Origin of the sequence: Demequina sp. (assembly GCF_049841215.1) — a bacterium.
Taxonomy (GTDB): domain Bacteria; phylum Actinomycetota; class Actinomycetes; order Actinomycetales; family Demequinaceae; genus Demequina.
Genome location: NZ_JASGEO010000024.1, coordinates 118,137 through 142,905 on the forward strand (window position 1 = coordinate 118,137; position 24,769 = coordinate 142,905).

The 24,769-nt window shown below is 65.1% G+C and carries 22 protein-coding genes and 2 tRNA genes; 12 read left to right on the forward strand and 12 right to left on the reverse strand.

Annotated features, from left to right (window positions below; all coding sequences use genetic code 11):
• Positions 1 to 104: 104 nt before the first annotated feature.
• From QM618_RS11895 to QM618_RS11920, 6 genes are all read left to right on the forward strand, one after another.
• Positions 105 to 944: an ABC transporter ATP-binding protein gene (locus QM618_RS11895; protein WP_428099429.1), complete on the forward strand. Its 840-nt coding sequence runs from the start codon at positions 105 to 107 to the stop codon at positions 942 to 944.
• A complete protein-coding gene (locus QM618_RS11900; protein ID WP_428099433.1) occupies positions 941 to 1,744 on the forward strand; it encodes an ABC transporter permease in 804 nt (267 codons plus the stop codon). The genes QM618_RS11895 and QM618_RS11900 overlap by 4 nt, the downstream gene beginning before the upstream one ends.
• 23 nt (positions 1,745 to 1,767) lie before the next feature.
• The gene (locus tag QM618_RS11905; RefSeq protein WP_428099436.1) at positions 1,768 to 2,979 is read left to right on the forward strand and encodes a sensor histidine kinase; all 1,212 of its coding nucleotides are present in this window, start codon (positions 1,768 to 1,770) and stop codon (positions 2,977 to 2,979) included.
• On the forward strand, positions 2,976 to 3,635 hold the full coding sequence (locus QM618_RS11910) for a response regulator (protein ID WP_428099439.1): 660 nt from the start codon (positions 2,976 to 2,978) through the stop codon (positions 3,633 to 3,635). The genes QM618_RS11905 and QM618_RS11910 overlap by 4 nt, the downstream gene beginning before the upstream one ends.
• Before the next feature lie 114 nt (positions 3,636 to 3,749).
• Positions 3,750 to 4,505 (forward strand): ABC transporter ATP-binding protein, encoded by a 756-nt coding sequence (locus QM618_RS11915; RefSeq protein WP_428099442.1) that lies wholly within the window; start codon positions 3,750 to 3,752, stop codon positions 4,503 to 4,505.
• A 3-nt stretch (positions 4,506 to 4,508) separates the two neighbouring features.
• Complete coding sequence (locus tag QM618_RS11920; RefSeq protein ID WP_428099445.1) at positions 4,509 to 7,028, forward strand: ABC transporter permease; 2,520 nt, start codon at positions 4,509 to 4,511, stop codon at positions 7,026 to 7,028.
• Between the two features lie 83 nt (positions 7,029 to 7,111).
• Here the strand turns inward: QM618_RS11920 and QM618_RS11925 are convergent, their stop codons facing one another.
• Together QM618_RS11925 and QM618_RS11930 are read right to left on the reverse strand one after the other, a co-directional pair.
• Positions 7,112 to 8,167, reverse strand: a complete 1,056-nt coding sequence (locus tag QM618_RS11925) for a UDP-N-acetylmuramate dehydrogenase (protein WP_428099449.1) — start codon at positions 8,165 to 8,167, stop codon at positions 7,112 to 7,114.
• A gap of 9 nt (positions 8,168 to 8,176) precedes the next feature.
• A complete protein-coding gene (locus QM618_RS11930) occupies positions 8,177 to 9,505 on the reverse strand; it encodes an MFS transporter (RefSeq protein ID WP_428099454.1) in 1,329 nt (442 codons plus the stop codon).
• 123 nt (positions 9,506 to 9,628) lie between these two features.
• Between QM618_RS11930 and QM618_RS11935 the strand changes: the two genes are divergently transcribed.
• Both QM618_RS11935 and QM618_RS11940 read left to right on the forward strand, forming a co-directional pair.
• Positions 9,629 to 10,687, forward strand: coding sequence for a LacI family DNA-binding transcriptional regulator (locus QM618_RS11935; protein WP_428099458.1), 1,059 nt, complete (start codon positions 9,629 to 9,631; stop codon positions 10,685 to 10,687).
• An 87-nt stretch (positions 10,688 to 10,774) separates the two neighbouring features.
• Entirely contained in the window at positions 10,775 to 11,548 is a 774-nt protein-coding gene (locus QM618_RS11940; protein WP_428099461.1) for a hypothetical protein, read from the forward strand.
• A 53-nt stretch (positions 11,549 to 11,601) separates the two neighbouring features.
• On the opposite strand, the gene QM618_RS11945 is transcribed toward QM618_RS11940, so the two are convergent.
• From QM618_RS11945 to QM618_RS11970, 6 genes are all read right to left on the reverse strand, one after another.
• Positions 11,602 to 13,077, reverse strand: coding sequence for an NCS2 family permease (locus tag QM618_RS11945; RefSeq protein WP_428099465.1), 1,476 nt, complete (start codon positions 13,075 to 13,077; stop codon positions 11,602 to 11,604).
• A 63-nt stretch (positions 13,078 to 13,140) separates the two neighbouring features.
• The gene (locus QM618_RS11950) at positions 13,141 to 13,572 is read right to left on the reverse strand and encodes a MaoC/PaaZ C-terminal domain-containing protein (RefSeq protein ID WP_428099469.1); all 432 of its coding nucleotides are present in this window, start codon (positions 13,570 to 13,572) and stop codon (positions 13,141 to 13,143) included.
• Positions 13,569 to 14,018 (reverse strand): FAS1-like dehydratase domain-containing protein, encoded by a 450-nt coding sequence (locus tag QM618_RS11955; RefSeq protein ID WP_428099472.1) that lies wholly within the window; start codon positions 14,016 to 14,018, stop codon positions 13,569 to 13,571. The genes QM618_RS11950 and QM618_RS11955 overlap by 4 nt, the downstream gene beginning before the upstream one ends.
• A gap of 318 nt (positions 14,019 to 14,336) precedes the next feature.
• Complete coding sequence (gene rpmG / locus QM618_RS11960; RefSeq protein ID WP_428099474.1) at positions 14,337 to 14,501, reverse strand: 50S ribosomal protein L33; 165 nt, start codon at positions 14,499 to 14,501, stop codon at positions 14,337 to 14,339.
• 69 nt (positions 14,502 to 14,570) lie between these two features.
• Positions 14,571 to 14,644: transfer RNA gene (locus tag QM618_RS11965), tRNA-Met, on the reverse strand.
• 34 nt (positions 14,645 to 14,678) lie between these two features.
• A tRNA-Thr gene (locus tag QM618_RS11970) sits at positions 14,679 to 14,751 on the reverse strand.
• An 85-nt stretch (positions 14,752 to 14,836) separates the two neighbouring features.
• Here QM618_RS11970 and QM618_RS11975 point away from each other — a divergent pair.
• Genes QM618_RS11975 through QM618_RS11985 form a run of 3 tightly spaced genes read left to right on the forward strand, consistent with a single transcriptional unit; the run spans position 14,837 to position 18,965 of the window.
• Positions 14,837 to 16,093, forward strand: a complete 1,257-nt coding sequence (locus QM618_RS11975; protein WP_428099477.1) for a winged helix-turn-helix domain-containing protein — start codon at positions 14,837 to 14,839, stop codon at positions 16,091 to 16,093.
• Positions 16,094 to 16,138: 45 nt separating this feature from the next.
• On the forward strand, positions 16,139 to 17,578 hold the full coding sequence (locus QM618_RS11980) for a sugar porter family MFS transporter (RefSeq protein WP_428099480.1): 1,440 nt from the start codon (positions 16,139 to 16,141) through the stop codon (positions 17,576 to 17,578).
• 4 nt (positions 17,579 to 17,582) lie between these two features.
• Positions 17,583 to 18,965, forward strand: a complete 1,383-nt coding sequence (locus QM618_RS11985; protein WP_428099483.1) for an aspartate aminotransferase family protein — start codon at positions 17,583 to 17,585, stop codon at positions 18,963 to 18,965.
• 52 nt (positions 18,966 to 19,017) lie between these two features.
• Here QM618_RS11985 and QM618_RS11990 read toward each other — a convergent pair whose 3' ends face one another.
• From QM618_RS11990 to QM618_RS12005, 4 genes are read right to left on the reverse strand one after another with little or no spacing between them, the layout of a single operon-like run.
• The gene (locus tag QM618_RS11990) at positions 19,018 to 19,836 is read right to left on the reverse strand and encodes an ABC transporter permease (RefSeq protein ID WP_428099486.1); all 819 of its coding nucleotides are present in this window, start codon (positions 19,834 to 19,836) and stop codon (positions 19,018 to 19,020) included.
• On the reverse strand, positions 19,836 to 20,690 hold the full coding sequence (locus QM618_RS11995; protein ID WP_428099490.1) for an ABC transporter permease: 855 nt from the start codon (positions 20,688 to 20,690) through the stop codon (positions 19,836 to 19,838). Before QM618_RS11995 ends, QM618_RS11990 begins: the two co-directional genes overlap by 1 nt.
• Position 20,691: 1 nt before the next feature.
• Positions 20,692 to 21,828 carry an ABC transporter ATP-binding protein gene (locus tag QM618_RS12000; RefSeq protein WP_428099493.1) on the reverse strand — a complete coding sequence of 379 codons (1,137 nt, stop codon included), beginning with the start codon at positions 21,826 to 21,828 and terminating at the stop codon, positions 20,692 to 20,694.
• Complete coding sequence (locus QM618_RS12005; protein WP_428099496.1) at positions 21,812 to 22,954, reverse strand: ABC transporter substrate-binding protein; 1,143 nt, start codon at positions 22,952 to 22,954, stop codon at positions 21,812 to 21,814. The genes QM618_RS12000 and QM618_RS12005 overlap by 17 nt, the downstream gene beginning before the upstream one ends.
• A 228-nt stretch (positions 22,955 to 23,182) precedes the next feature.
• Here QM618_RS12005 and QM618_RS12010 point away from each other — a divergent pair, with 228 nt between their 5' ends.
• Positions 23,183 to 24,568 (forward strand): NAD(P)/FAD-dependent oxidoreductase, encoded by a 1,386-nt coding sequence (locus QM618_RS12010; protein WP_428099499.1) that lies wholly within the window; start codon positions 23,183 to 23,185, stop codon positions 24,566 to 24,568.
• Positions 24,569 to 24,769: the final 201 nt, after the last annotated feature.

Here is a 24,769-nt window from a genome sequence, read left to right on the forward strand (position 1 = left end):
ACAGCGTCGGGCTGGCAAAGCGCCCCCATCATCCGCGCCGATGACCCACGAATCATCCGCGAGGGCGACGTCAGTACCTCCGCCATGCCACTAGCGTCGAAGCCATGACAACTGCGATCGAGGTCACCGACCTCCGCAAGGAGTACGGCGACAAGGCGGCCGTGGACGGCCTCAGCCTCAGCATCCGCACCGGAGAAGTGTTTGCCTTGCTCGGCCCCAATGGCGCCGGCAAATCCACCACCGTGGAGATTCTCGAGGGATTCCGCAAGCGCACAAGCGGCGATGTCTCTGTGCTCGGTCACGACCCCGCGCACGCGAGCCGCGAGTGGCGCGAGCGCGTGGGCTTCATGCTGCAGAGCACCTCGGACCAGATGCTCCTCACTCCGCGCGAAGCGATCACCCACATGGGGCGCCTGTACCCCAACCCCAAGCCAACTGACGAACTCCTCGACGCGGTTGGCCTGAAAGAGAAGGCGGACGTGAAGCCGCGGACCCTCTCCGGCGGCATGCGCCGCCGCCTCGACGTGGCCTTGGCCCTCGTGGGCAGCCCGGAGCTGGTGTTCCTCGATGAGCCAACAACCGGCTTTGACCCGGAGGCGCGCCGCCACTTCTGGGCCCTCATCGAGTCGCTCAAGGATGCCGGCATCACGGTGCTCCTGACCACCCACTACCTTGACGAGGCGGAGCACCTTGCGGACCGCATCGCCATCATCAACGATGGGCAGCTTGCCGCCCTCGACACCCCTGCGGGCCTTCGTGCCAAGGCGATCGATTCCGTGGTGACCTGGACGGAGAACGGCACGCAGCGTCGGACCGTGACACCGACGCCAACCGCCACCTTGCGCGAACTCCTCGCCGCCACCGAGGGCGAGGTCGCGGACCTCGCGGTCACCAAACCAAGCCTGGAAGACGTGTACCTGGAGATCATCGGGGGCAACGAATGAACCGCCCAAGCTGGACCTCGATCGCAATCGACCGCACCCGCGTCGAGATCAAGGAGTTCATGCGCTCTCGCGAGCAGATGATCTTCATCTTCGCTTTCCCGGTGTTCCTGTTAGTGATCTTCGGCTCGATCTTTGGCGGCCAAGACGTGGGCGAGGGCGTGAGCTTCAGCCAGTACTTCCTCGCGGGCATGATCGCGAGCGGCATCATGAACACCGGCTTCCAGTCGCTTGCGCTCGGGCTGTCTGCGGACCGTGACCTCGACATTCTCAAGCGGCTCCACGGCACCCCTTTGCCCACCACGGCGTTCTTCGCCGGCAAGTTTGTGCAGGTGCTCTTCGTCTCGGTGGTGCAGCTCGCGGCGCTCATTGCGCTGGGCGTGATCGCCTATGACGTGGACCTACCCACCACCACGAACGCGTGGGTCACGTTCACGTGGGTCTTCCTGCTGGGAACCGCGGCGTCGGTGGCGCTCGGCATCGGCATGAGTTCCGCGCTGCGCAATGCGCGCGCCGGCTCAGCGATCCTCACACCTGTGACGCTGTTCTTGCAGTTCATCTCCGGTGTGTTCATCGTGTTCACGCAGGTGCCGCCATTCCTGCAGACGGTCGCGTCGATCTTCCCGCTCAAATGGCTTGCGCAAGGCATGCGGTCGGTCTTCCTGCCCGACGCTTTCGAGACTCAGGAGGCCACGGGCAGTTGGCAGCATGGAGCCACCGCGCTCGTGCTGGCCGCATGGTTCGTGGTTGGCACCGTGTGGGCGGTGCGCACGTTCCGCTGGCAGCGGCCAGAGGACAAGTAACGCCCTGCCAATAGTCTGAGGTGGTGAGAGTGAAGACCCCGCGGCTCGGTGACTCCCTTATCGCCGCGAGCGTGCTCCTGCTCACGTTCGTGAGCGCGTTCGCGCGCACCTCCCAGCCGCAAGGAGCGCAACGCGAGTGGGATGTGCTCGGCTTTGTGCTCGTGACGTTGCTGGTGTTGCCGCTCGCGTGGCGGCAGTTGTACCCCAAGACGGTGGCGTGGGCCACCACCGCCGTGTGGATCGTGGTGCAGGGACTCGGTTACCCGGATTCCCTCGCCGTGATCGCGCCCTTCATCGCGATCTACGGGCTTGCGGTGTATTTGCCGCGTAGATCGGCGCTGATCCACGGGATCACCATCAGCGCGTTGCTTATGACATGGACCGCGGTGGGACTCATCGCCACGGGCTTCGTCAACTGGACCGCCCTGCTGTCCGTGGCGTTTGGCACGGTGCTGCCTCTGCTCATGGGCTTTGGGGAGCGCAGCCGCGCGAGCCGTCTCGCGGAACTCGAGCGCGCGCACGCCCGTCAGGAGCAGGCGGAGGCCGAGGTGGCGCGCGAAGCCGTGGCCACGGAGCGCGCCCGCATTGCGCGCGAACTGCACGATGTGGTGGCCCACGAGATGACCGTGATGACACTGCAGGCAGAGGGCGCGCGCCGCCTCGCCGCCGACGCGGACCCGCGGATCGCGGAGGCGCTCGGCACCATCTCCGCGTCCGGTCGCAGCGGGCTCGCGGAAATGCAGCGCATGATCGGCGTTCTGCGGGCCGACGCTGACGGCACCCAAGGCCTGACCCCCGCCCCCGCGCTTGCCGACCTCCCTGCTTTGGCCCGCCAAGTAAGGGAATCCGGGATGCCGGTGCGGCTCGTCATCACAGGAGACGCCCCCACGCCTGCTGGCGTGGAGCTCAACGCCTTCCGCATCATTCAAGAGGGACTCACCAACGCGCTCAAGTACGCGGGGCCCGGCGCCTCCGCCACGGTTGAGGTGCGCAAAGCGCCCGGTTCGCTCACGGTTGAGGTACGGGACGACGGCCGGGGAGGCTCCGCGAACCCCTCACCTTCTGGAGGGCACGGCGTGGTGGGCATGCGCGAGCGCGTGGAGGCGCTTGGGGGGTCGTTCGACATTGGGCCTGCAGCAGGCGGCGGGTATCGGTTGCGGGCGGTGCTGCCCACGTCGCGCGCCTTGCCGGACACGAAGCGACCCATCGGCACGCTCACGGGAGACGCATCATGATCCGCGTGGGGCTTGTGGACGATCAGGCGATGGTGCGCGCAGGTCTGCGCATGATCCTTGACTCCGAGGCAGACATCGAGGTGTGCGGCGAGGCCGGGGACGGCTCGCAGGCCGTGGAACTCGCCGCCTCGACTCACCCAGACGTCATCCTCATGGACATCCGCATGCCGGGCCTTGACGGGATCTCCGCCGCCCGCGATGTGCTCGCCCAATGCCCCGCCGTGCGCGTGGTCATCCTCACCACCTTTGACGACGACGAACACATCTACGAGGCACTGCAGCTGGGGGCCTCTGGGTTCCTCCTCAAGAGCGCGGACGGCGACACCCTCGTGAACGCCGTGCGCGTGGTCGCGAGCGGCGAGGCAATGCTCGCCCCCGAGGTCACGAGGCGAGTGATCGAGCGATTCTCAACCACAGCGTCGGGGCGAATGCCCACCCCTGCCGAAGCGATAGGTGACCTCTCCGAGCGCGAACTGGAGGTGCTGCGCCTCATGGCGCGCGGGCTGTCCAATACCGAGATCGCGAGCGAGCTGTTCGTGAGCGGCACCACCGTCAAGACGCACGTGAGCCACATCCTCACCAAGCTGGGCGTGCGCGATCGCGTGCAGGCGGTGGTGGAGGCGTACGAGTCGGGGATTGTGGTTCCGGGCGCGTAGCCCCCAAGGGGAATCCCCCATGCGAACGATGGACGAACCATCCGCGCGAACGATGACTGGCACCACGCGCATCGGCAAGACTGGCGTCATCGTCAACAACTCTGGGAGAGAACTATGACTGAGACCGTGCCTTACGCGTCCGAGGTGTCTATCGCCGCGAGCATGCGCGGCGGCTACAAGGACTACGGCTCCGGTGAGGCCGCCGTGCGCGCCCTCAACGGCATCAACGTGGACATGGCGCGCGGTGTGTTCACCGCGATCATGGGCCCGTCCGGCTCTGGAAAGTCCACCCTGCTCCACACGCTCGCGGGCCTTGACCGGCTCACGGCAGGTGAATCGTCGATTGCCGGCACGGTCATCACCAACCTCAGCGAGGCGCAGGTCACGCAGGTGCGCCGCGACCTCATCGGCTTCGTGTTCCAGTCCTTTAACCTCATCCCCTCGCTCACTGCGAAGGAGAACATCACTCTGCCCATCGACATTGCAGGGGCCAAGGTTGACCCCGCCTGGTTCGACGAGATCATTGGCATTCTTGGCCTTGGCGACCGCCTCACCCACCTGCCGGCACAGCTCTCCGGTGGCCAGCAGCAGCGTGTGGCGGTGGCGCGTGCGCTCGTGTCGCGCCCCCAGATCATCTTCGCGGACGAACCTTCTGGAAACCTTGACGCGCGCTCCGGTGCGGAGCTGCTTGGCTTCATGCGCCGTGCGGTCAAGGAGTTTGGCCAGACCATCGTGATGGTCACCCACGACCCCACGGCCGCGTCCTACGCGGACCGCATCCTGTTCCTCGCCGACGGCGTGATCGTTGACGAGATGCGCGAGCCCACCGCTGAGAAGGTGCTTGACCGCATGAAGCAGATGGGCCGCTGACCCATGTTCAGACTTGCTCTCAAGTCCGTCAAGCAGAAGCCTGGGCGGCTCATTCTCACTGCGATCGCGGTGGCGCTTGGTGTGTCCCTCGTGGCCGCCACGTTTACCTTCACGTCCGCGCTGCGCAGCGGATTCAACGACCTCTTCGAGAACATTTACGGCTCCACCGATGTGGTGGTGGAGCAAGACCCCAACGCGCAAATCGACGAAGGAGACCCCTTCGAGGCCGGCGACGCGATCTTCACCGCGGACGATGTGACGGCGGTTCAGGCCGTCGACGGCGTGGAGATCGCGCACGGCGGCATGCAGCTCAACGCGATGGTGATGCCCAAGGAGGACACGGGACAGCCCAGCTTCGGCGGCACCCAGATGTTCAACTGGTACGGCGATCCGCGCATCGACCTCTCGACGATCGTCGACGGCCACGGGCCGGAGGCTGACTCGGAGATCGTGTTGGACCTCGACGGGGCCGAGAGCCTCGGCTACGCCATCGGTGACACGGTGCGCGTTTCCACTGAGGAGGGCGTGGAGGAGTTCACGCTCGTCGGCACCGTGCGATTCGGCGCCGACAACGACCTCCAAGGCGCGGTTCTCGCGTTTGTGACCGACGCCGCGGCGGAGGCCATTCAGGGCGAGCCGGGCTTCTCCACCATCACCGTGGTGACGGCCGAGGGCGCCAATAAGGACGACGTGGTGGCCGGGATCAACCAGGTCATCCCCGACGGCACTCGCGCTATCACGGGCGAGGACAAGGTCGAGGAGCAGGTTGAGCAGATGGGGACCTTCCTCAACTACATCAACATCTTCGCGATTGCGTTTGGCCTCATCGCGCTGTTCGTTGGCTCCTACATCATCGTCAACACATTCCGCATCATCGTGACGCAACGCACCAGGGAGTTTGGCCTGTTGCGGGCGATCGGTGCCACGGGCAAGCAGGTGCGCGCCACGGTGCTGGCTGAAGCCACGATTCTTGGAATCGTCGGCTCCACGCTCGGCATCATCGTCGGCTACCTGTTTGCGCTGGCTGCCGCGGGACTTGTGAAGCTCATCGGGGCCGACCTACTGGGCACTGTGACGTTGCCGCTCACGGCGGTGCTGTGGAGCTACGTGCTTGGCCTCATCGTCACGCTGGGCGCGGCGATCGCTCCCGCGATTCACGCGTCGCAGATCTCCCCCATGGAGGCGCTGCGCGAGGCGGCGACGGATTCCCGCAAGCCCCTCGCTCGCCGCAACGTGGTGGGCGGCGCTCTCGCCCTGCTCGGTGTCGTCGCCGTGATCGTTGGCCTCTACACAGGGGTGGCGAAGCCGTTCATCTACGTGGGTGCCGGTGCAGTGCTGCTGGTGCTGGGGGCCACCCTGCTGGCCGCTCAGGTGCTCGTACCCCTCGCGTACGGCTTGCGAGGAGTGCTGACCGCCTGGATGGGAGTTGACGGCAAGCTGGCCGCCAACAACATCCACCGCGAACCGCGCCGTTCTTCCAACACGGCCGCAGCGATCATGATCGGAGTGATGCTGCTGGCGCTGACGTCCACGTTCACGGAATCGCTCAAGGCCACGCTGACGAGCCAGTTCCAGCAAATGCACGCGCAGATCATCGTGGTGGGCACCCAGGGTGCGATCCCGCAGGGCGCCATCGACATCATCGAGGCGAACTCCGACGTCGACGCCGTCACCATCCTTGGCGTTGACCCGGTGCGCTTCGACGGCGAGAACTACACGCTCACGTCATTCGACGCGGACACGATCGACAAGACCATCGACATTCCCACCGAGCCCGCGCTCGGCGAGATTGATGGCGGCGTCTACGTAGACCCCGTGATCGAGGCGCTCGGTGTCAAGGTGGGTGACGAGATCACGCTCGAGGGTGACGAGGGCTCAGTGACTCTCCCCGTCACCGGCACCTACGCCAACGACGACGGCTCGCACTTCTGGGTGGACTGGGAGACGGGCACCGAGCTCGTCGGCGAACCCGACATCCTGCAGGCGCTCGTGCTCCTCAACGAAGGGGCGGACGCCGACGAGGTGCAATCGACCCTCGAGGACGCCCTCGCCGATGAGTACCCCGCAGTGTTGTTGCAGCAGCCGGATCAGCTCCAGCAACTGATCTCTACAGTGATCGACTTCATCCTCGCGGTGATCTCCGCACTGCTGCTCACGGCCCTGCTGATCGCCCTGCTTGGCGTGGCAAACACCCTGTTGCTCTCGGTGACCGAGCGGACGCGAGAGATCGGTCTGCTTCGCGCCGTTGGTCTCAAGCGTGGATCCATCTGGAAGATGATCACGATCGAGTCCATGGTGATGGCGATCTTCGGCACCATCCTCGGCATGATCCTTGGAGTTGGCCTTGGCTCCGCCTTGGTGCTGTCGCTCGAGGATCAGGGCTTCAACGGAGTTGCGATTCCGTGGTTCTGGCTCGCGGTGTACACCGTGCTTGCCGCCATCGCGGGCGTGCTCGCGGCGATTTGGCCGGCATGGCGGGCGTCCCGCCTGGACATCCTTCAGGCGATCGCGGCGGACGGCTAGGAGACAATCAAGGGCCCTTGGGGCTCATGTGACAGGAGTGGCGGGTGTGGGCGCGGAACGCGTCCCACCCGCCACATCTGTCTCTAGGGCCCTTGATTGTCGGCAACGATGACGGGCTCCGGCACCAGCGCGATTCCCCACGCGCGCGCGACCGTCACTTGCACGTGCGTCGCGAGTTCCAGCACCTCCTGAGCACTCGCATCGCCCCTATTGGTCAGCGCAAGCGTGTGCTTCGACGAGATCGCCGCTCGCGATCCCGGCAGCGCAAACCCCTTGTGGATCCCCGCCTTTTCGATGAGCCACGCGGCGCTCGTTTTCACGTCGCCCTCGCTGCCCGACGCTGAGTACTGGGGGGCGCCCTCCGGCACCTGCCCCTGTGGCACCACGGGGTTAGTAAAGAACGAGCCGGCGGACCAGGTGTCGTGATCGTCCGCGTCGAGCACCATTCCCTTGGAGGACCGCAGCGCCAACACGGCCTCCCGCACGTCAGCGATCGACGCCGTATCGCCTTGCGAAATGCCCAACGCGTCCGCAAGCTGCTGATACCGAACAGGCGCCGAGCGCGTACCAAACCGCGTGTGAACTGTCACGTCCAAGACCACGTACCGCGGCGTCGGGCCGTACGGGGCCTCAACTGAGCGTTTCAAGATCGAGGTGCGATACCCAAAACCCAGCTCCATGAGGGCGAGAGTGCGCACGGCGGCACGCTCGCGGTCCCACACGCGCACGCTCGCGAGCGTGTCCGCGAGCTCCGCGCCGTACGCGCCGATGTTCTGCACCGGTGCCGCGCCAACTGAGCCAGGGATGCCGCTCAGCGCTTCGAGGCCGATCCATTCGCTCGCCACGGCCTGCTCAACGAGCGCGTCCCACGAGGCGCCCGCCGTGGCGGTCACGGAGACGCCGCCGCAGAAGCCGTCGTCCTGGATGCGCACGTCTTGGCGCGCGTCTCGAAGAACGAGGCCGTCAAATCCCGCGTCAGTGACGAGCAGGTTTGAGCCGCCGCCAATGACGAGGAGCGGGATGCCTTCATCGTCGGCGCCGCGGATCGCGTCGACGAACTCCGCCTCGGTGGCCGCCTCCTCGTAGCGAGCCGCGGGGCCACCCACGCGCAAGGTGGTGAGCTCGGCGAGCGTGGTCATGAGGCCAGGCTAGCGGCGGTCCTGGAACTCGTCGGGGATGCCGTCAGCGTTCTTGTCCTCCTCGAACCGCACGGCGTCGCTCTCGATGGCCGACGCTCCGCTCACGGACCGCGCGAGCGCACGGTGAGAACGAAACAGCGGACCCTCGGTTCGTACAGCGCGGGCGATGGCGAAGGACAGCACCGCCGCGACGCAGGCCACCGTGAGCGCCTTGCGCAACTCGATGACGTCGCCGAGGTGCCCGATGACCTGGGGCATGATGAGGCCAGCCACGGTGGCGAAAGAAGAGACCGCAGCAACGCGAGCCGCGGACTTCGTGGGGTCATCCGAGGCCGCGGAGAAGCCGATGGGGACACCAAGCCCGGCACCAAGACCCCACAGGATCATGGCCACCGGAACGGCCCAGAACACCGGGGTGAACGCGAAGATCAGCACGCCGACGAAGACGAGCGCGGCGGACACGCGCAGCGACACCACTCGGCCCGCCCGCCCGATGATGTGCGCGCCAAACCCGCGAGTGGTCACCATCGCCACCACGAACACCCAATAGGCGATGTCGCCAACGGCCTCCGTGGCGTCAAACGCCTGCACCACGGCAAGAGAGGACCACTGGGCCGCGGCGCCTTCGATCGTGGACGCGGCGAACACGATGAGGCCGATGAGCACTACGCGACGGTCGCGGTATTCATTGCGCGCGGTCTTGAAAGGGCCGCCGAAGCCGCCCGGGGCGCCGCCGGGATCCGGAGCGCCATGAACGACGGCGGCCGGGATGATCGCAAGCCGCACCACGGTGAGCGCGAGGGCAACGCTCGCGAAGTGCCACGCAGGAGACACGCCCGCATGCGAGAGGCCGGCACCAAGCGCAAGACCCATCGCCATACCCACAGAGAAGGAGGCGTGGAAGTGCGGCATGACCGCCCGTCGCATCCAGTGTTCGACGTTCGCCGCCTCTGCGTTCATCGAGACGTTGGTGAAGGCGAAGGCGAAGGACACGAAGAACTGCCCAGATGCGAACCAGAACTGCGAGCCGATTGCCGTTGACCACGCCACAGTCAGGAACGCGGCGAGGTAGACAAAGGTTGACCACCACAGCACGCGGCGAGTGCCGAACTTTGCGACCACCCAGCCGGTCACCGTGAGGGCCACGAGCGCGCCCATCGCGCCCGCGAGCATCAGCAGTGCCAAGCGACCGGTGGTGACGTCAAGGAGCTCTGCGACGCTTGGCACACGAGACACGTAGGTGCTGAGCAAGACGCCCATGAGCCAGAACAGGCCGAGCACGCCGTAGCGTGCGCGAGCTACCCGTGCGGCGCTTGGCGCAAGGGCCGATGTGGTCACGCTCCATTCTCCCGTACCGCCCAGCCCCAACTGACCACCTGGTAGGCGCGCCTTAAATCGTTACGAACCGATGGCCGTGTGCCGCTACGCTTAAGCTCAACATTTCGTTCAAAGGGGTGCGACGTGGCTAAGACCAAAAAGCCGACAATGGCGGATGTCGCCGCGAGGGCAGGGGTATCCCTATCCACGGTGTCCTTGACGTACTCCGGCGCGGGCCCTATCTCCCCCGACACAAAAGCGCGAGTAGAACGTGCTGCTGAGGAACTCGGCTACGGCGGCCCCTCGCCGCAGGGGCGCGCGCTCCGTTCCGGCCGCTCAGGAATCGTCGGCGTGGTCATTCACGAGAAGTTTGCGCGCTCCTTCCGCGATCCCCTCAATCTCCGCATTCTCGACTCCCTGATCGCCGACTTTGGCGCCATGGGCGTAGGCGTGCTGCTCATCCCCCAGCCCACGGGCGAGCCCGGGGAGCGCACGCTGCTCGACACGGCGGCGATGGACGCCGTGGTGGTGCTTCGCGTACGCGACCACGAAGAGCCAGCGCTCACTATTGCCCGCAAGCGCGGCATCCCCATGGTGGTCATGGAAGGCCCTGCGCCAGAAGGCGCCGGATCGCTCGACATCGACGACACCGAGGCCACCGTGCGCCTCATCAGCCACTTGCGCGAGCTCGGCCACGAGCGCATCGCCACCGTGACCCTGCCGTTTGGCGTCGAGGCGGACACGCGCATCATCACGCGCGAAGAGACCGCCCGCGCCGCATGGACCCCCATCCACCACCGCCTCGACGCCTTCGAGCTCGCAGGGCTCGAGCCGTGCGTCATCATCGAGTCGCACGCGTCCATGGTGGAAGCCGGAATCGCGGCGGGCCACCTCGCGCTCGCGCACCCGTCGAAGCCCACGGCGATCGTGTGCCAGTCGGATCTGCTCGCAGGAGGCGTCATCCTGGCCGCCAAGGAGCAGGGCCTTTCCGTTCCCGACGACCTCTCCGTCACGGGCTTCGACGGCCTGGACCTGCCGTGGGTGGCGCCCCACGAGGTCACCACGATGAAGCAGGACGGCGCCGCCAAGGGCCGCGTACTCGCGGCAGAGGTGAAGGCGTTGCTCGAGGGCCGCACACCTGAGCGAGTCCTCATGCCGCTCGAGTTCCGTCGTGGCAACACCACGGGGCCCGCAAACCCTTAAGCCAGCCCGACGCTGCGGAAAGCCCCCTGGTACGCTCCCCCGAGGCGCGATTTACCACGCGCCAAGTACGCCAACTAAGGGGGAACAATGACGAAGACTCGCTTTTTCCGTGGTGTGATCGTGGCGACCTTGTGCGTTGCACTCACGGCCATCTCTCCTGCAGCCCAGTCGTCGGTATCGGTGGGCGAACCCGTCGACACCAAGTGCACGACGTGGACCAACTGGACGGGGACTGTACCCACCGGCACGTGGCTCATCTCCGCAACTCCCGCAAAAGGCAAGGTGCGCCACTGCGCGCGAAAGTACAAGGTCCTCGACAAGGACACGAAGGCTGACTACTACTTCGTGACGGTCAAGAGCGAGTATTCCGTCACGTCCGCGGCAAAGACCCAGCTCTACCCCTCGGGATCAAAGACGACGCCCCAGCGAGCGACCATCTCGATTACCTCCAACAAGACCGCAGTCGGCAATGACTACGAGGCGACACCCACGGTGAAGCTCGAGAAGAACTGTGGAAACCTTTCCCTCAGTGTTGGGTGGATCGTGTCGATCGGCACCACGCTGGAGGGCAAGTGCAAGCAGCAGTTGACCCGCACCTCGTACACGAAGACGGGAGCGTCGTGGTCTGTGGACGACGTCGCCAAGTGGGAAGTGGTGCAGGCGGTCTACGCACAGAAGGTTGCCCAAGGCGCTGTTCCCAAGTTCACCGTCAAGATGACGCGGCCCGTTGAGGTGTACACGACCGCAAAGAAGACGGTGGGCATCACCGGCTCGCGCTACGGCAACGCCACGATCACGCTAAAGAAGTTCACCGCAGTGAAGCGTGCGGCGTCGTCCTACACGACCACCTTCGTCTTCTAGCGACAGACGGCAGGGGGCGCCACGGGACTCCGTGGCGCCCCCTCCGCGTCGCTCTAGAGCCCAAGCAGGTTCTGCAGAGCCGGCAGCGCGAAGTAGATCGCGAACGCGACCGCGCCTCCCCACATGAGGGGCTTGACCTCCTTGGCCTTACCAGTGCACGCGCTCAGGACCACGTAGGCGATGAAGCCGATGCCGATGCCCGCCGCGATCGAGTAGCCGAAGGGCATGACGATGATCGTCAGGAATGCGGGCACCGCGATGCGGTAGTCGCGCCAGTCGATGTCCACTGCGGAACGCAGCATCATCAGGCCCACCAGCACCAATACGGGCGTCGCAGCCTCAAAGGGCACGATCTTTGCCACCGGCGCAAGGAGCACCGCTACAAGGAACGCGATGCCCGTGACAAGCGACGCGAGGCCCGTCCGAGCGCCGTCTCCGACACCGGAGGCGGACTCGATGTAGGCGGTGTTAGACGACACGGAGGCCGCACCGCCCGCCATGGCGCCAACGGAGTCCACAATGAGGATCGCTTGCGCATTGTCTGGAATCCCGTCCTCGTCGTTGAGGTCAGCCTCTTCGCCCACTGCGGTCATCGTGCCAAGGGTGTCGAAGAAGTCGACAACCAACAGCGAGAAGATGATCAGGAGGACGGTGATGACTGCAGGCCCCGAGGTGAACGCGCCAAATACGCTCACTTGGCCAATGAGGCTAAGGTCGGGCACGAATGACCAGTCCTGACCCGTGAACGTGGGCACAACGAGCGCCCATCCACCTGGGTTCTCCGCGCTAGCTGCACCGAAACTCCAGATGAGCTCCGCGATGATGCCCACGGCCGTCATGACCAGGATCGTGATCAGCAAAGCGCCGTGGACCTTGCGCGCGAGCAACACTCCGCCAAGAAGCACCCCGAGCACAAAGAGCAGAGTTGGGAACGTGTTGATCGCCCCGCCCTGACCAAACTGTCCGGGTGTGTCATCGTGACCGGGATCGTTCACCAGTTTCGAGTCCCAGAACGCGATGTAGGCAAGAAACAGGCCAATACCGGCCGCGATCGCCTTCTTGAGAGCCATGGGAACCGCGTGGAGGAACTTGATGCGCACCTTTGTCAGCACCAACAGGAGCACGATGGCACCTTCGATGACGATCAGTCCCATCGCTTCAGGCCAGGTAAAGAGCCCGCTGCCGACGAGGCCGAACGTGACAAATGCGTTCAACCCGAGTCCCGCGGCGATGGCGATGGGGAAGCGCGCCAAGGATCCCATCAGGATGGTGAGCACGCCGGCCACGAGCGCCGTTGTCGCTGCCACTGCGACGACGTTGGGGCCGTCTGGGCTTCCTCCGATGAAGTTCCCTTCCTTGTCAGGAACCTTGGACAGGATGATGGGGTTGAGGACCACGATGTACGCCATCGTGAAGAAGGTCGTGAGCCCACCGCGGATCTCACGACCAGTCGAGGATCCCCTTGCGGAGATCCGGAAATAGCGGTCGAGTCCCGACGTGGGCTCGACCTTCTCCTGTGTTTCTGCCATGCCGGAATACTGGCAGTAAACAGCGGGTTAACGCGCGCTCAGAGCGGCAACTCGCCGCAGAATTTACGCACAGGTAACGATGGCCTGAGCCTTGCCTAGGACGCGAGTCCCATCAAACTCCACAATCACGTCAATTCGCGCCGTGTTGAGCTCTGGATCGAGCGCTCCGACCGTGGCCGTGATGGTGACCACGGCGGCGCCGGGATTGGGCACGGGGATGGGGCGGGTGAACCTTGTCTGGAAGTCCTGGACGTTGCCTGGGCCTGCCCACTCCTCCACCACGGAGGCCGCGGTTCCCATGGTCAGCATGCCGTGCGCGATCACGCCGGGCAGCCCCACCTCGGTGGCGAAGACATCGTTGTAGTGGATGGGGTTGAAGTCTCCAGAGGCACCCGCGTAGCGCACCAAAGTGTCCCGCGTGAACTCCACGTCGCGTGTGGCGACCACCTGGCCAACCTCGAGCCCCTCAAAGGTGGGCAGGTTCTCGTCGCTCATGCGTCTTCCCTCACGGCCAGAGTCGAAATCACGGTCGAGACCGGGTTGCCGTCCGCGTCCTCGAGTTCCGCGCGCGTGGTCACCATGGAGATGCCCGCACGGGGTGGCGTGATCTTGTCGATATGAACGGTCGTGGAGATCACGTCGCCTGCCACGATGGGCCGGTGATGAGTGAAGCGCTCATCGGCATGCACCACTCTTGAGAAGTCCACGCCCACCTCGGGGTCCACCACCACGTGGAACTCTGCGCGCTGCGCGATGATGACTGCGAACGTGGTGGGGGCCACGAGGTCGTCGTACCCTTCCGCGCGCGCGGCCTCAACGTTGAAGTGGGCGAACGAGTTGGCGTCCACGGCGTCCGCGAACTCGCGGATCTTCACGCGAGTCACCTCATACGGCTCGTGGGGGCCGTATGCGCGGCCCACAGCTTCGGGGTTCACTGGCACGGTTCAACCCTACCCAAACCCGGCCCGACGCTGTGGCCGGGTAGCGCACGGAAGCCAGCCGGGCCGTCGGGCAGGAGCCCGCGGAAACGGACGGACCACGGTGAGCCGCGACCGTCAAAATCCGTGACCTCACGGAAACTGACGGTCACGCCTGCGTTGAATCCGCGGGGGCCCGTCCACCAGGACGCGACCGCCCTGGACTCCCCGGCCCCGCGCTGTGGCCGGGTAGCGTACGGAAGCCAGCCGGGCCGTCGGGCAGGGAAAACACAAACGCCCGGCCCCCTGGGACAGGGAACCGGGCGTCTGAGAACAGCTAGATCAGCGGGTCTCGCGGTGCGCCGTGTGCTTGCCGCACTTGGGGCAGAACTTGTTCAGCTCCACACGGTCGGGGTTGTTACGACGGTTCTTGCGCGTGATGTAGTTGCGGTTCTTGCAGTCAACGCACGCGAGCGTGATCTTGGGACGAACGTCATTCTTTGCCATGTGGATTGCTCCTAGCCTTGTTGGGCACGCGCCCGCTTTAGCGCGTGATTGGGTGCCTTGTGCACCCCGTAGCGAGGGCGGGACTTGAACCCGCGACCCCACGATTATGAGTCGTGTGCTCTAACCAACTGAGCTACCCCGCCGTGTGGTGCGGCCACTGTGATGACCGCCCAACCGAGCCCCAACAGGGAATCGAACCCTGGACCTTTTCCTTACCATGGAAACGCTCTGCCGACTGAGCTATTGGGGCAACGCCGGACAAGAATACACGGCCCGACGCTGGCGTGCGAAATCGCGTAGGCGCGGCTGTCAGTGGGGTTGGCTATGGTGGCGACGTGACCCAGACACTTTCGGCCGCCGAGGCGCGGCGTGTGTTCTTGGCGGCGCAAGGGATGGCCTCGAAGCGCCCCGCCGGCAGGGTGCGTGACAGGCAGTTCGCGCAGTACCTCAACCGCCAAGGCGTGCTGCAGTTGGACTCCGTGAATGTGTTTGCGCGAGCGCATCACATGCCGGTCTTCAGCCGCTACGGCCCCTACGACATCACGGCGCTTGACTCGTTCTTGTGGGGGCCTTCTGAGGGGCATGGAGCGCACGGATTTGAGCATTGGGGGCACGAGGCGGCGGTGATGCCGCTGTCACTGCTGCCCGCGATGCTCCCGCGCATGAAGAGGCCGAGCGAGTGGGCAACGAGCACGCGCGAGCGCCTTGAGCGTGAACGCCCTGGACTCATTGACGCCGTGCTCGCGGCAGTGAACGAGCGCGGGCCGGTAGTTGCCAGCGACATCGACCACTTGGCGCCGCGCGAGGGCCCCAAGGGAACGTGGTGGGACTACAGCCACGTGAAGTCGGCGCTTGAGTACCTGTTCTTCCGGGGAGACATCGCGGGCAGCAGGCGCGCCAACTTTGTGCGCACCTACGACTCTCTCGAGCGCGCGTGGGGCGAGCACGCCCTCGCGGCGCCCCCGCTCACTCTCACTGAGGGTCGCCAACTGTTCTTCGACCACGCGATCTCTGCGGTGGGGGTGGGCACCCCCAGAGACATCGCGGATCACTTCCGCCTGCTGTCGCCCAAGTCCCTTACTGCCGCGGGGCTCGGCCCGTTTGCCGAGTCCGCAGTGGAGCGCGGCCTCGCGTCGTGGGCGGAGGTGGAGGGCTGGGGCGAGCCGGCACTCCTGGCCGCGGGGGCGGAGCCGCCGGCGCGCGCCACCGCGCAGGCTCTGCTGAGCCCCTTCGATCCCGTGTGCTGGTTCCGCCCGCGGCTCGAGCGCATGTTCAGCGTGGACTACCGCATCGAGATCTACACCCCAGCTCCCAAGCGCATCTGGGGCTACTACTGCCTGCTCTTCCTGATGGGAGACGACATCGTGGCTCGCGTGGACCTCAAGTCCGATCGCAAGGCAGGGGCGCTGATCGTCGCGTCGGCCTGGCGAGAGCCCACCACGGCTCTTGGGGCGAGGCGCAAACCAGATGCGGCGATCGCCCAAGCGCTCGCCGCGGAGCTCAGCCTGGCAGCAGCGTGGCAAGACCTCACCGACGTAGTGGTTGCAGGGCCCGGAGACCTCGCGCTCCACCTCGCGGCGGCGCTACAGTGACGTAAGTGCGGCTCGACGGAGAGCCGCCTCACAAGGGGAGATGCCATGCCGACCACCGCGGGGCCAGCCAAACTCAACAAGAGGGTCATCACGATCACGATTGGTGCTGCTCTCGGCGGATTCCTCTTTGGTTTCGACTCCTCCGTCATCAACGGCGCGGTGAGTTCTCTGCAAGACGAGTGGGGTTTGAGTGAGGCCCTCAAGGGCTTCGCGGTGGCATCGGGGTTGCTTGGTTGCGCGGTAGGAGCGTGGTTCGCGGGCGCCCTCGCAGACCGCTGGGGCCGCATCCGGATGATGGTCATCTCGGCCGTCATCTTCTTCGTCTCGGCAATCGGCTCAGGGCTAGCCGTTGGTGTCACCGACTTCATCCTGTGGCGCATCTTCGGCGGCCTCGCGATCGGTGCGGCGTCGATCATCGCTCCCGCCTACATCGCCGAGGTGGCCCCCGCCGCCTATCGCGGGCGATTGGGATCGCTGCAACAACTCGCGATCGTCCTCGGCATCTTCGCGGCGCTACTGAGTGACCAGATGCTGCAATCCGCTGCTGGCGGACCCGCAATCGAACTGTGGTGGGGCGTCGAGGCGTGGCGGTGGATGTTCATCGTTGGGGTAGTACCAGCGGTCGTCTATGGCTTCGCCGCGTGGCGATTGCCTGAGTCTCCCCGATACCTCGCCTCGCGAGGTCGCCGCGAAGACGCGGAGCGAGTTCTCACGGAGTACACGGGAGAGACCAACCCGAGCGCCAAGGTGGACCAGATTCTCGCCACGAGCGAGTCCGAGCGCGGACGCTTGAGCGACCTCCGGGGCTCGTCGTTTGGCCTCAAGCCGATCGTGTGGACGGGCATCATCCTCGCGGCGCTGCAGCAGTTCGTGGGGATCAACGTGATCTTCTACTACTCCACCACGCTCTGGGAATCCGTCGGTTTCTCGTCCGACGATGCGTTCCTCACGTCCACAATCACGTCCGTCACCAACATCGTGGTCACAGTCGTGGCCATCCTGCTCGTGGACAAGATCGGCCGGCGGCGCCTGTTGCTCATCGGTTCGCTCGGCATGTTCGTCACACTCGCGCTGATGGCGGTTGCGTTCTCGACGGCAACCCTCGTCGAGAACGCCGACGGCACGCAAACCGCAACGATGAGCGACACGTGGTCGCTGATCGCTTTCATCGGCGCGAATGGATTCGTGGTTTTCTTTGGTGCCACATGGGGCCCGGTGATGTGGGTGCTGCTCGGCGAGATGTTCCCCAACTCGATCCGCGCCGTGGCTCTCGCCGTTGCGGGCGCGTCCAACTGGATCGCGAACTTCATCGTCACCATCACCTTCCCTTCGCTGTCCGCCTTCTCGCTGTCCGCCGCATACGGGCTTTACGCGTTGATGTCGCTGCTGTCCTTCTTGTTCGTGGTCCGACGCATCCGTGAAACTAAGGGCGTGGAGCTTGAGGCGATGACGGATACCGGCACAGTCCAACGGGTCACCGCCTAAGCCGATGGATTCAGCCGAACTGCAGCATGCAGCGCAACAGCACCTGTGGATGCACTTCACAGCACACTCACGGTTCGCGAGCGAGGACGTGCCCATCATCGTTCGCGGCGAGGGCGCGTACATCTTTGATGACAAGGGCCGCCGCTACCTCGACGGCCTCGCTGGGCTGTTCGTCAACCAGTTAGGGCACGGCCGCACGGACCTGGCCGACGCTGCGGCGGCTCAAGCGCGAGAGCTCGCCTTCCACCCCATTTGGTCCTACGCGCATCCGCGTGCGATCGAGTTGGCGGAGCGGCTCGCCTCGCTGGCCCCCGGCTCGCTCAACCGCGTGTTCTTCACGTCTGGCGGCGGCGAGGCGGTGGAGAGCGCGTGGAAGCTCGCCAAGAACTACTTCAAGCTGCAGGGAAAGCCCACCAAGCACAAGGTCATCAGCCGTGCCGTGGCGTATCACGGCACCCCGCATGGAGCGCTATCGATCACTGGGCTTCCCGCACTCAAGCAGCCCTTCGAACCCTTGGTGCCCTCCGCCTTCCGGGTGCCCAATACGAACCTGTACCGAGCGTCGGACGTCACGGCAGGGCTGCTAGACGGCAGCGACCCCGAGCGCTTTGGCCGCTGGGCCGCTGACCAGATCGCCCTCGCTATTGAACACGAGGGCCCAGAGACCGTTGCCGCGGTGTTCCTTGAGCCGGTACAGAACGCGGGCGGGTGCTTCCCGCCGCCGCCAGGGTATTGGCAGCGCGTGCGCGAGATCTGCGACACGTACGACGTGCTGCTCGTCAGCGACGAGGTGATCTGCGCGTACGGGCGCCTTGGCGAGATGTTCGGCGCCCTGCGGTACGACTACGTGCCCGACATCATCACGTCGGCAAAGGGCATGACCTCCGGGTACGCGCCCATGGGTGCGATGATCGCAAAAGACGAGCTCATGGAGCCGTTCCTGCGCATGGGATCCGCGTTCCTGCACGGGTACACCTGGGGCGGGCACCCGGTGGGAGCGGCGGTGGCGCTCGCCAATCTCGAGGCGTTCGACCGCGAAGACGTGCTGGGGCACGTGCGCGAGAACGAGGGCGCGTTCCGCGCCACACTCGAGCGGCTCACGGACCTGCCGATCGTTGGCGATGTGCGCGGCGCGGGTTACTTCTACGGGATTGAACTGGTGGTGGACAAGGCCACGCGCCAAACACTCTCAGACGAGCAGTGCGAGCGCGTGCTCTACGGCTACCTGTCGAAGGCACTGTGGGACGCGGGCCTGTACTGCCGCGCCGACGACCGCGGCGACCCCGTGATTCAACTGTCTCCCCCACTCATCGTGGGGCAAGCCGAGTTCGACGAGATGGAACGCATCCTCCGAGAGGTCCTCACCGAAGCCTGGGCGCGGCTCTAGTGCCACCCCGGCCACAGCGTCGGGCCGTGAAAGAGCCGGCCCGACGGAGTGGTCACCGAACGGCGAGCAACTTGCGTCGGCGCCGCGCACCCACCTCGCCGATGATCACGATCGCGAGCGCGATGATGAACATCAATGTGCCGATGACGTTGACCTGCATGGGCAGCGAGCGCTGCGCAGCACCCCACACGTACATGGGGAAGGTCACGGTCTGGCCGGAGTTGAGGTTGGTGATGATGAAGTCATCGAACGACAGCGAGAAGGCAAGCAACGCCGCGCCAAGGATGCCGGGGAAGACGAGCGGGAAGGTGACCCTCCAGAACGTCTGCGACTCCGTGGCGTAGAGATCCATCGCAGCCTGCTCAAGGTTGGAGTCAAGGCCGGCGAGGCGCGACTTGACCGTCACCACCACAAACGACAGGCAGAACATGATGTGCGCGATGAGGATCGTCACGAAGCCAAGCTGACCGCCAAGGCCCGCGGCGATGAACAACGCAAGCAGCGACGAACCCATGACGATCTCTGGCGTGGCCATGGGAAGGAACAGCAGCAGGTTCATCGAGGAGCGGCCCGTGAAGCGGTGGCGCACAAGGCCAAACGCGGCGAGCGTGCCAAGAGTGGTGGCCACGATGGTCGCGAGCAACGCGATCTCGATGCTCGTCACCACCGATTGGCACATTCCGGCAGGCGCACATGGGTTGAGCCAGTTGTCCCAGGTGAACTTCTGGAACGAGTACAGATTGCGGTGCTCCGAGGAGTCGTTGAACGACATGAGCGCCACGATCATGTTGGGGATGTACATGTAGACGATGACGCCGATGCCGAGAATCAGCACGCCGTTCTTGCCTAGCCAGCGACCAAAGCGAGCCATCAGAGTAGATCCTCCGTTCCCGCCTTGCGGATATAGAGCATCACCATCACCACGATGATGACCATCAGGATCACGGACAGGGCACCCGCGAGCGCGTAGTCGCCCGTGGTGGTGAAGAGGCTCTGGATGACGTTGCCAACCATGCGCTCATTGGGGCTACCGAGCAGGTCGGCGTTGATGTAGTCGCCGCTCGCCGGGATGAACGTGAGTAGCGTGCCCGCGACCACACCAGGGAGCGAGAGCGGCCACGTAACCTTGAAGAAGGTCTTGAACGGGTTGGCGTAGAGGTCGTTCGAGGCCTCGTGAAGCCGAGTGTCGATCTTCTCGAGGCTCGCGTACAGCGGCAGGATCATGAACGGCAAGAAGTTGTACGTGAGGCCTGCAACCACCGCCACCGGGGTGGCGAGCAGGCGCCCCTCATCGGGGATGAGGAAAATGGTGCGCAGCGTGCTGACCACCCATCCGTCGTCCGCGAGGATGAGCTTCCACGACAGCGTGCGCAACAGGAAGCTCGTGAAGAACGGGGCGATGACGAGCACCAGCATGACGTTCTTCCAGCGGCCCGCCTTGAACGCGATGGCGTATGCGAGCGTGTAGCCAAGGATGAGGCAGAAGAGAGTTGCGAGGCCCGCGTACCACAGCGACCTCAGCATCACGGGCCAGTACTGCGACAGGGCGTCCCAGTAGTTCTGGATGTGCCACGTCATCTCGTAGCCGGTAAGTACCGAGCCCGTGGGATCGAAGAGCGAGCTCGCTAGCAGCGAGTAGAGCGGGATGACAAAGAACATCCCCAGCCAGATAGCGGTGGGAATGACGAGTAGGTATCCCGTTCGCTTGCGCGAGAGGGGGGCCACGTCAGTCCTCCTCGCGCCCGGCGTCGACGTCTTGAGAGGCGTCAAGAAGGAAGGCGAACTCTGGGCGCCACGACACATCCACCTTGGTGCCGGGTGGGAGCACGCCACGCTTTCCGGTGTTCTGTTCGTGACACAGGATCTCTTGGCCCCACGGCATCTTGATGAGGTACTGGGTGGAGACACCCATGAAGCTCGAGTCCACCACAACGGCACCCGTCATGTGGTTGCCGGGAGCGTCGATCTCTTCGCCCTCGGGAGCGATCAGCACCTTTTCTGGGCGGATGCCCACCCAGCCGGTGCCGCTGTCGGTGTGGGCTCGCGCCGCGTCAATCGACACGATCGTGCCGTGCATGTCCACCTTGACCACGCCGGCCTCCTTGCCGATCACGGTGCCGGCGATGAGGTTGGACTGGCCAAGGAAGTTCGCCACAAACGTGGTGGCTGGGTTCTCGTAGAGCTCCGTTGGCGCACCCATCTGCTCGATGACGCCCTGGTTCATCACCGCCACCGTGTCCGCCATGGTCATGGCTTCTTCTTGGTCGTGGGTGACGTGCACGAACGTGATGCCCACCTCGCTCTGAATCTGCTTGAGCTCAATCTGCATGGCGCGGCGGAGCTTGAGGTCAAGTGCGCCGAGCGGCTCGTCGAGGAGCAGCACCTCTGGGCGATTGATGAGCGCCCGCGCGAGCGCCACGCGCTGCTGCTGTCCACCGGACAACTGCGCGGGCTTCTTCTCCGCTTGCGCCGTGAGTTCGGTGAGCTCCAGCATGTCCTTCACTTGCTGAGCCGTCTCTTTCTGGCCGCGGCGCTTGAGTCCGAATGCCACGTTCTCGGAGATCGACAAGTGCGGAAAGAGCGCGTAGTTCTGGAACACCGTGTTGACAGGCCTGCGATACGGCTTATCGTGCGTGATTTCCTGCGTGCCGATCGCGATGGTGCCGTCGGTTGGCTCCTCAAGCCCGGCAACCATGCGAAGGGTGGTGGTCTTTCCGCAACCGGACGGTCCAAGAAGCGCGAAGAAGGAACCGGCGGGAATCACCAAGTCGAGCGACTTCACGGCCTGGAAGCCATTGGGGTACGTCTTCGTCAACCCCGTGAGCTTCAGATCGCGGCCTGATTCATTAGCCACCTGAGACATCGGCAAACTCTCCTTCGTATTCGCGCATCTGGTACTCCTCCAACGCCATGAACGGGTGCGTCGCGGCGAGGTACTCCTCAGTGGGGAAGATCAGCGGGTTATCCACGAGCGTGGGATCGATCTTCTCCATCTCCTCGCGGGCTCCCTCTACGGGGCACACGTACCAGACGTATGCCGCGAGCAAGGCGGCGATGTCTGGCCGGTAGTACCAGTCAATCCATCGCTCGGCGTTGCGCTGGTGGCTCGCCATGTTCGGCACCAGCATGTTGTCGGCCCACACCATCATTCCTTCGTCAGGCGGAAGGAACACGAGGTTCTCGTCATCGGCGGCCGCAACGTCGCCGGACCACGCAACGCACGCGGCGATGTTGCCGTTTGCCAGGTCATTCACGTACTCGTTTCCCGTGAAGGCGCGGATCTGGCCGTCGGTGCGTGCCTTGCGGAGCTTCTCCATCGCGGTTTCCCACTCGCTCTGCGAGAACTTCGCGGGGTCCGCGCCATCGCTCAGCAGGATGAGGCCCATGGTGTCGCGCATCTCGGTGAGCAGCGTGACCTTGCCCTTGAGGTCTGGGCGCGTAAGCAGCTCGTCGATGGTGCGCACCTCGCCCACGAGCGACTTGTTGTAGGCGATGCCGGTGAAGCCGGCCTGCCACGGTGCGGAGTACTCGCGCTCCTCGTCCCAGCCCACACCACGTAGCGACGAGATGAGGTTTTTGTCGAGGTTGGGAACGTTGGCCTTGTTGAGCTTCTGAATCCAGCCCATCTGGATCATGCGCGCGGCCATCCAGTCCGTAAGCATGAACATGTCACGCTTCGTTGGCTGGCACGTGCCCAACTGGTTCACGACCTTGGAGAAGAACTCCACGTTGTCATTCACGTCCTGCACGTACGTCAGATCGATGCCGTACTCGTTCGCGAACATCGTGCTGGTCGACTCGTAGCCCTCGTCATCGATGTCGATGTACTCGGGCCAGTTCGACACGATGAGCTTCAGATCCGTATCGGACATGTCGGGCGCGATGCAGTTCGCTGGATTCTGTTGCTTGCCCGGCGTGGAGAACAGTGGCAGCACTGCCAAGCTCCCGATTCCGAGCGCTCCACCGACGAGCACATTGCGCCTGGACACACGACTGTTGCCTCGAGGCATTTCCGCCACAGCTATCTCCCTCACCCCGGCGCCGCCATCCGCGCCGATTTCCTGATACTGGCAGATGCAACTCCTCTCCACCATTCGAAACCGCGATTTTCCTTGCGTTTTGCAGGTATTTACGCAAGATTTCACCTCGCAGAAACGCGGCGGCAACGCGCTGCAGCGGCCTTTGACGCCCGACGCTGGGGCGGCAACACTTGTGCCATGAGTTCCGCTGTGGGCGGTTACGGCGCCGTCTCCCTCTGGCTCGAGACGTGTGGCGATGACCTCTCCCCGCAGGCGCCTTTGGCTCGCGACATCGAGGTCGATGTCGCGATCGTCGGGGCTGGCTTAACCGGTCTGTGGACGGCCTACTACGTGAGCGAATCCCGGCCAGACCTACGCATCGCCGTACTGGAGAAGGAGATCGCAGGCTTTGGAGCGTCGGGCCGGAACGGCGGCTGGGCGTCTGCGCTATTCCCTTCCTCGATGGCCCAACTCGCCAAGGAGAGCAGTCGCGCGGCCGCGCTCGCGCAGCATGCTGCGATGCGCGCCTCGATTGATGAGGTGATCCGCGCCGCAGCGGCCGAGGGGATCGACGCCGGGATTGCGAAGGGCGGCACGGTGACGCTCGCGCGCTCCGACGCGCAGTTGCGCGCCGCGCGGGCGGAGGTCGATGACGCGCACTCGTGGGGCCTCGACGAGGTGACACTTCTGGATGCGGAGGCGGCGCGCGCGCGGGTCAACGCCACCGGCACGCTGGGCGCGATGTTCACCCCGGACTGCGCCGCGATCCAGCCTGCGAAGCTCGTGCGCGGGTTGGCGCGAGCGGTGCGCGCGCGGGGCGTGCAGATCTTCGAGCGGACCCCGGTAGTGAGAATCGAGCCGCATCGCGTGGTGACCGGATCGGGTGTGGTGACCGCCGATTTTGTGGTGCGTGCAACCGAGGGCTTTACGTCCACGCTTGAGGGGCACACGCGCGAGATCGCTCCCGTGTACTCGCTCATCGTCGCCACCGAACCGCTGCCTCAATCGACCTGGAACCAGATTGGGTTGGCGCAGCGCGAGACGTTCACGGACTTCCGGCACCTGATCATCTACGGGCAGCGCACGGCGGATGATCGGCTGGTGTTCGGCGGGCGCGGGGCCCCGTATCACTTTGGGTCGCGCGTCTCCCCGTCCTTCGATCGGCACGATCGCGTGCACCGCTCGCTGCGCAACGAGCTCGTGTCAATGTTCCCGGTGCTGGCCGAGGCTCGATTCACGCACCGATGGGGCGGCAACTTGGGTATCGCCCGCGATTGGCATGCCTCGGTGGGTCTTGAGGCCGCCACGGGACTGGCGTGGGCGGGCGGCTACGTGGGCGACGGTGTCACCACCACCAACCTCGCAGGGCGCACGCTCCGGGACCTGATCCTGGGGAACGTCACCGAACTCACCGCGCTCCCGTGGGTTGGCCACCGCTCGCGCGCGTGGGAGGTGGAGCCGTTTCGGTGGCTCGCAATCAACGCGGGGCTCAGCGCGATGAAGGTCGCGGATGCCGAGGAGCGGCTCACGAAGCGCAAGAGCCTGCTTGGACGGGCGATGTCGCCGCTCATGGGTGGGCACTAGGTCCGGGTGGCTTCCTGGCTCACGGAAACTGACGGGCTGACTGCGGTGAGGTCCGTCACAAGCCCGCGTTTCGCGGAACCTGACGGACGCGAATGGCGAGCGACCGTCAAAACCGGGCCACAGCGTCGGGCACACGGGCACACGGGCAGACAGGGCAGTAACGCAAGCAAAACGAAAACGGCCCGACGCTGTAGCGCCGGA

Coding starts and splice junctions, on each gene's coding strand:
- QM618_RS11895 (WP_428099429.1), top strand. CDS start 105: ATGACAACTGCGATCGAGGTCACCGACCTCCGCAAGGAGTACGGCGAC.
- QM618_RS11900 (WP_428099433.1), top strand. CDS start 941: ATGAACCGCCCAAGCTGGACCTCGATCGCAATCGACCGCACCCGCGTC.
- QM618_RS11910 (WP_428099439.1), top strand. CDS start 2,976: ATGATCCGCGTGGGGCTTGTGGACGATCAGGCGATGGTGCGCGCAGGT.
- QM618_RS11915 (WP_428099442.1), top strand. CDS start 3,750: ATGACTGAGACCGTGCCTTACGCGTCCGAGGTGTCTATCGCCGCGAGC.
- QM618_RS11920 (WP_428099445.1), top strand. CDS start 4,509: ATGTTCAGACTTGCTCTCAAGTCCGTCAAGCAGAAGCCTGGGCGGCTC.
- QM618_RS11925 (WP_428099449.1), bottom strand. CDS start 8,167: ATGACCACGCTCGCCGAGCTCACCACCTTGCGCGTGGGTGGCCCCGCG.
- QM618_RS11940 (WP_428099461.1), top strand. CDS start 10,775: ATGACGAAGACTCGCTTTTTCCGTGGTGTGATCGTGGCGACCTTGTGC.
- QM618_RS11945 (WP_428099465.1), bottom strand. CDS start 13,077: ATGGCAGAAACACAGGAGAAGGTCGAGCCCACGTCGGGACTCGACCGC.
- QM618_RS11950 (WP_428099469.1), bottom strand. CDS start 13,572: ATGAGCGACGAGAACCTGCCCACCTTTGAGGGGCTCGAGGTTGGCCAG.
- rpmG (WP_428099474.1), bottom strand. CDS start 14,501: ATGGCAAAGAATGACGTTCGTCCCAAGATCACGCTCGCGTGCGTTGAC.
- QM618_RS11980 (WP_428099480.1), top strand. CDS start 16,139: ATGCCGACCACCGCGGGGCCAGCCAAACTCAACAAGAGGGTCATCACG.
- QM618_RS11985 (WP_428099483.1), top strand. CDS start 17,583: ATGGATTCAGCCGAACTGCAGCATGCAGCGCAACAGCACCTGTGGATG.
- QM618_RS11990 (WP_428099486.1), bottom strand. CDS start 19,836: ATGGCTCGCTTTGGTCGCTGGCTAGGCAAGAACGGCGTGCTGATTCTC.
- QM618_RS12000 (WP_428099493.1), bottom strand. CDS start 21,828: ATGTCTCAGGTGGCTAATGAATCAGGCCGCGATCTGAAGCTCACGGGG.
- QM618_RS12010 (WP_428099499.1), top strand. CDS start 23,183: ATGAGTTCCGCTGTGGGCGGTTACGGCGCCGTCTCCCTCTGGCTCGAG.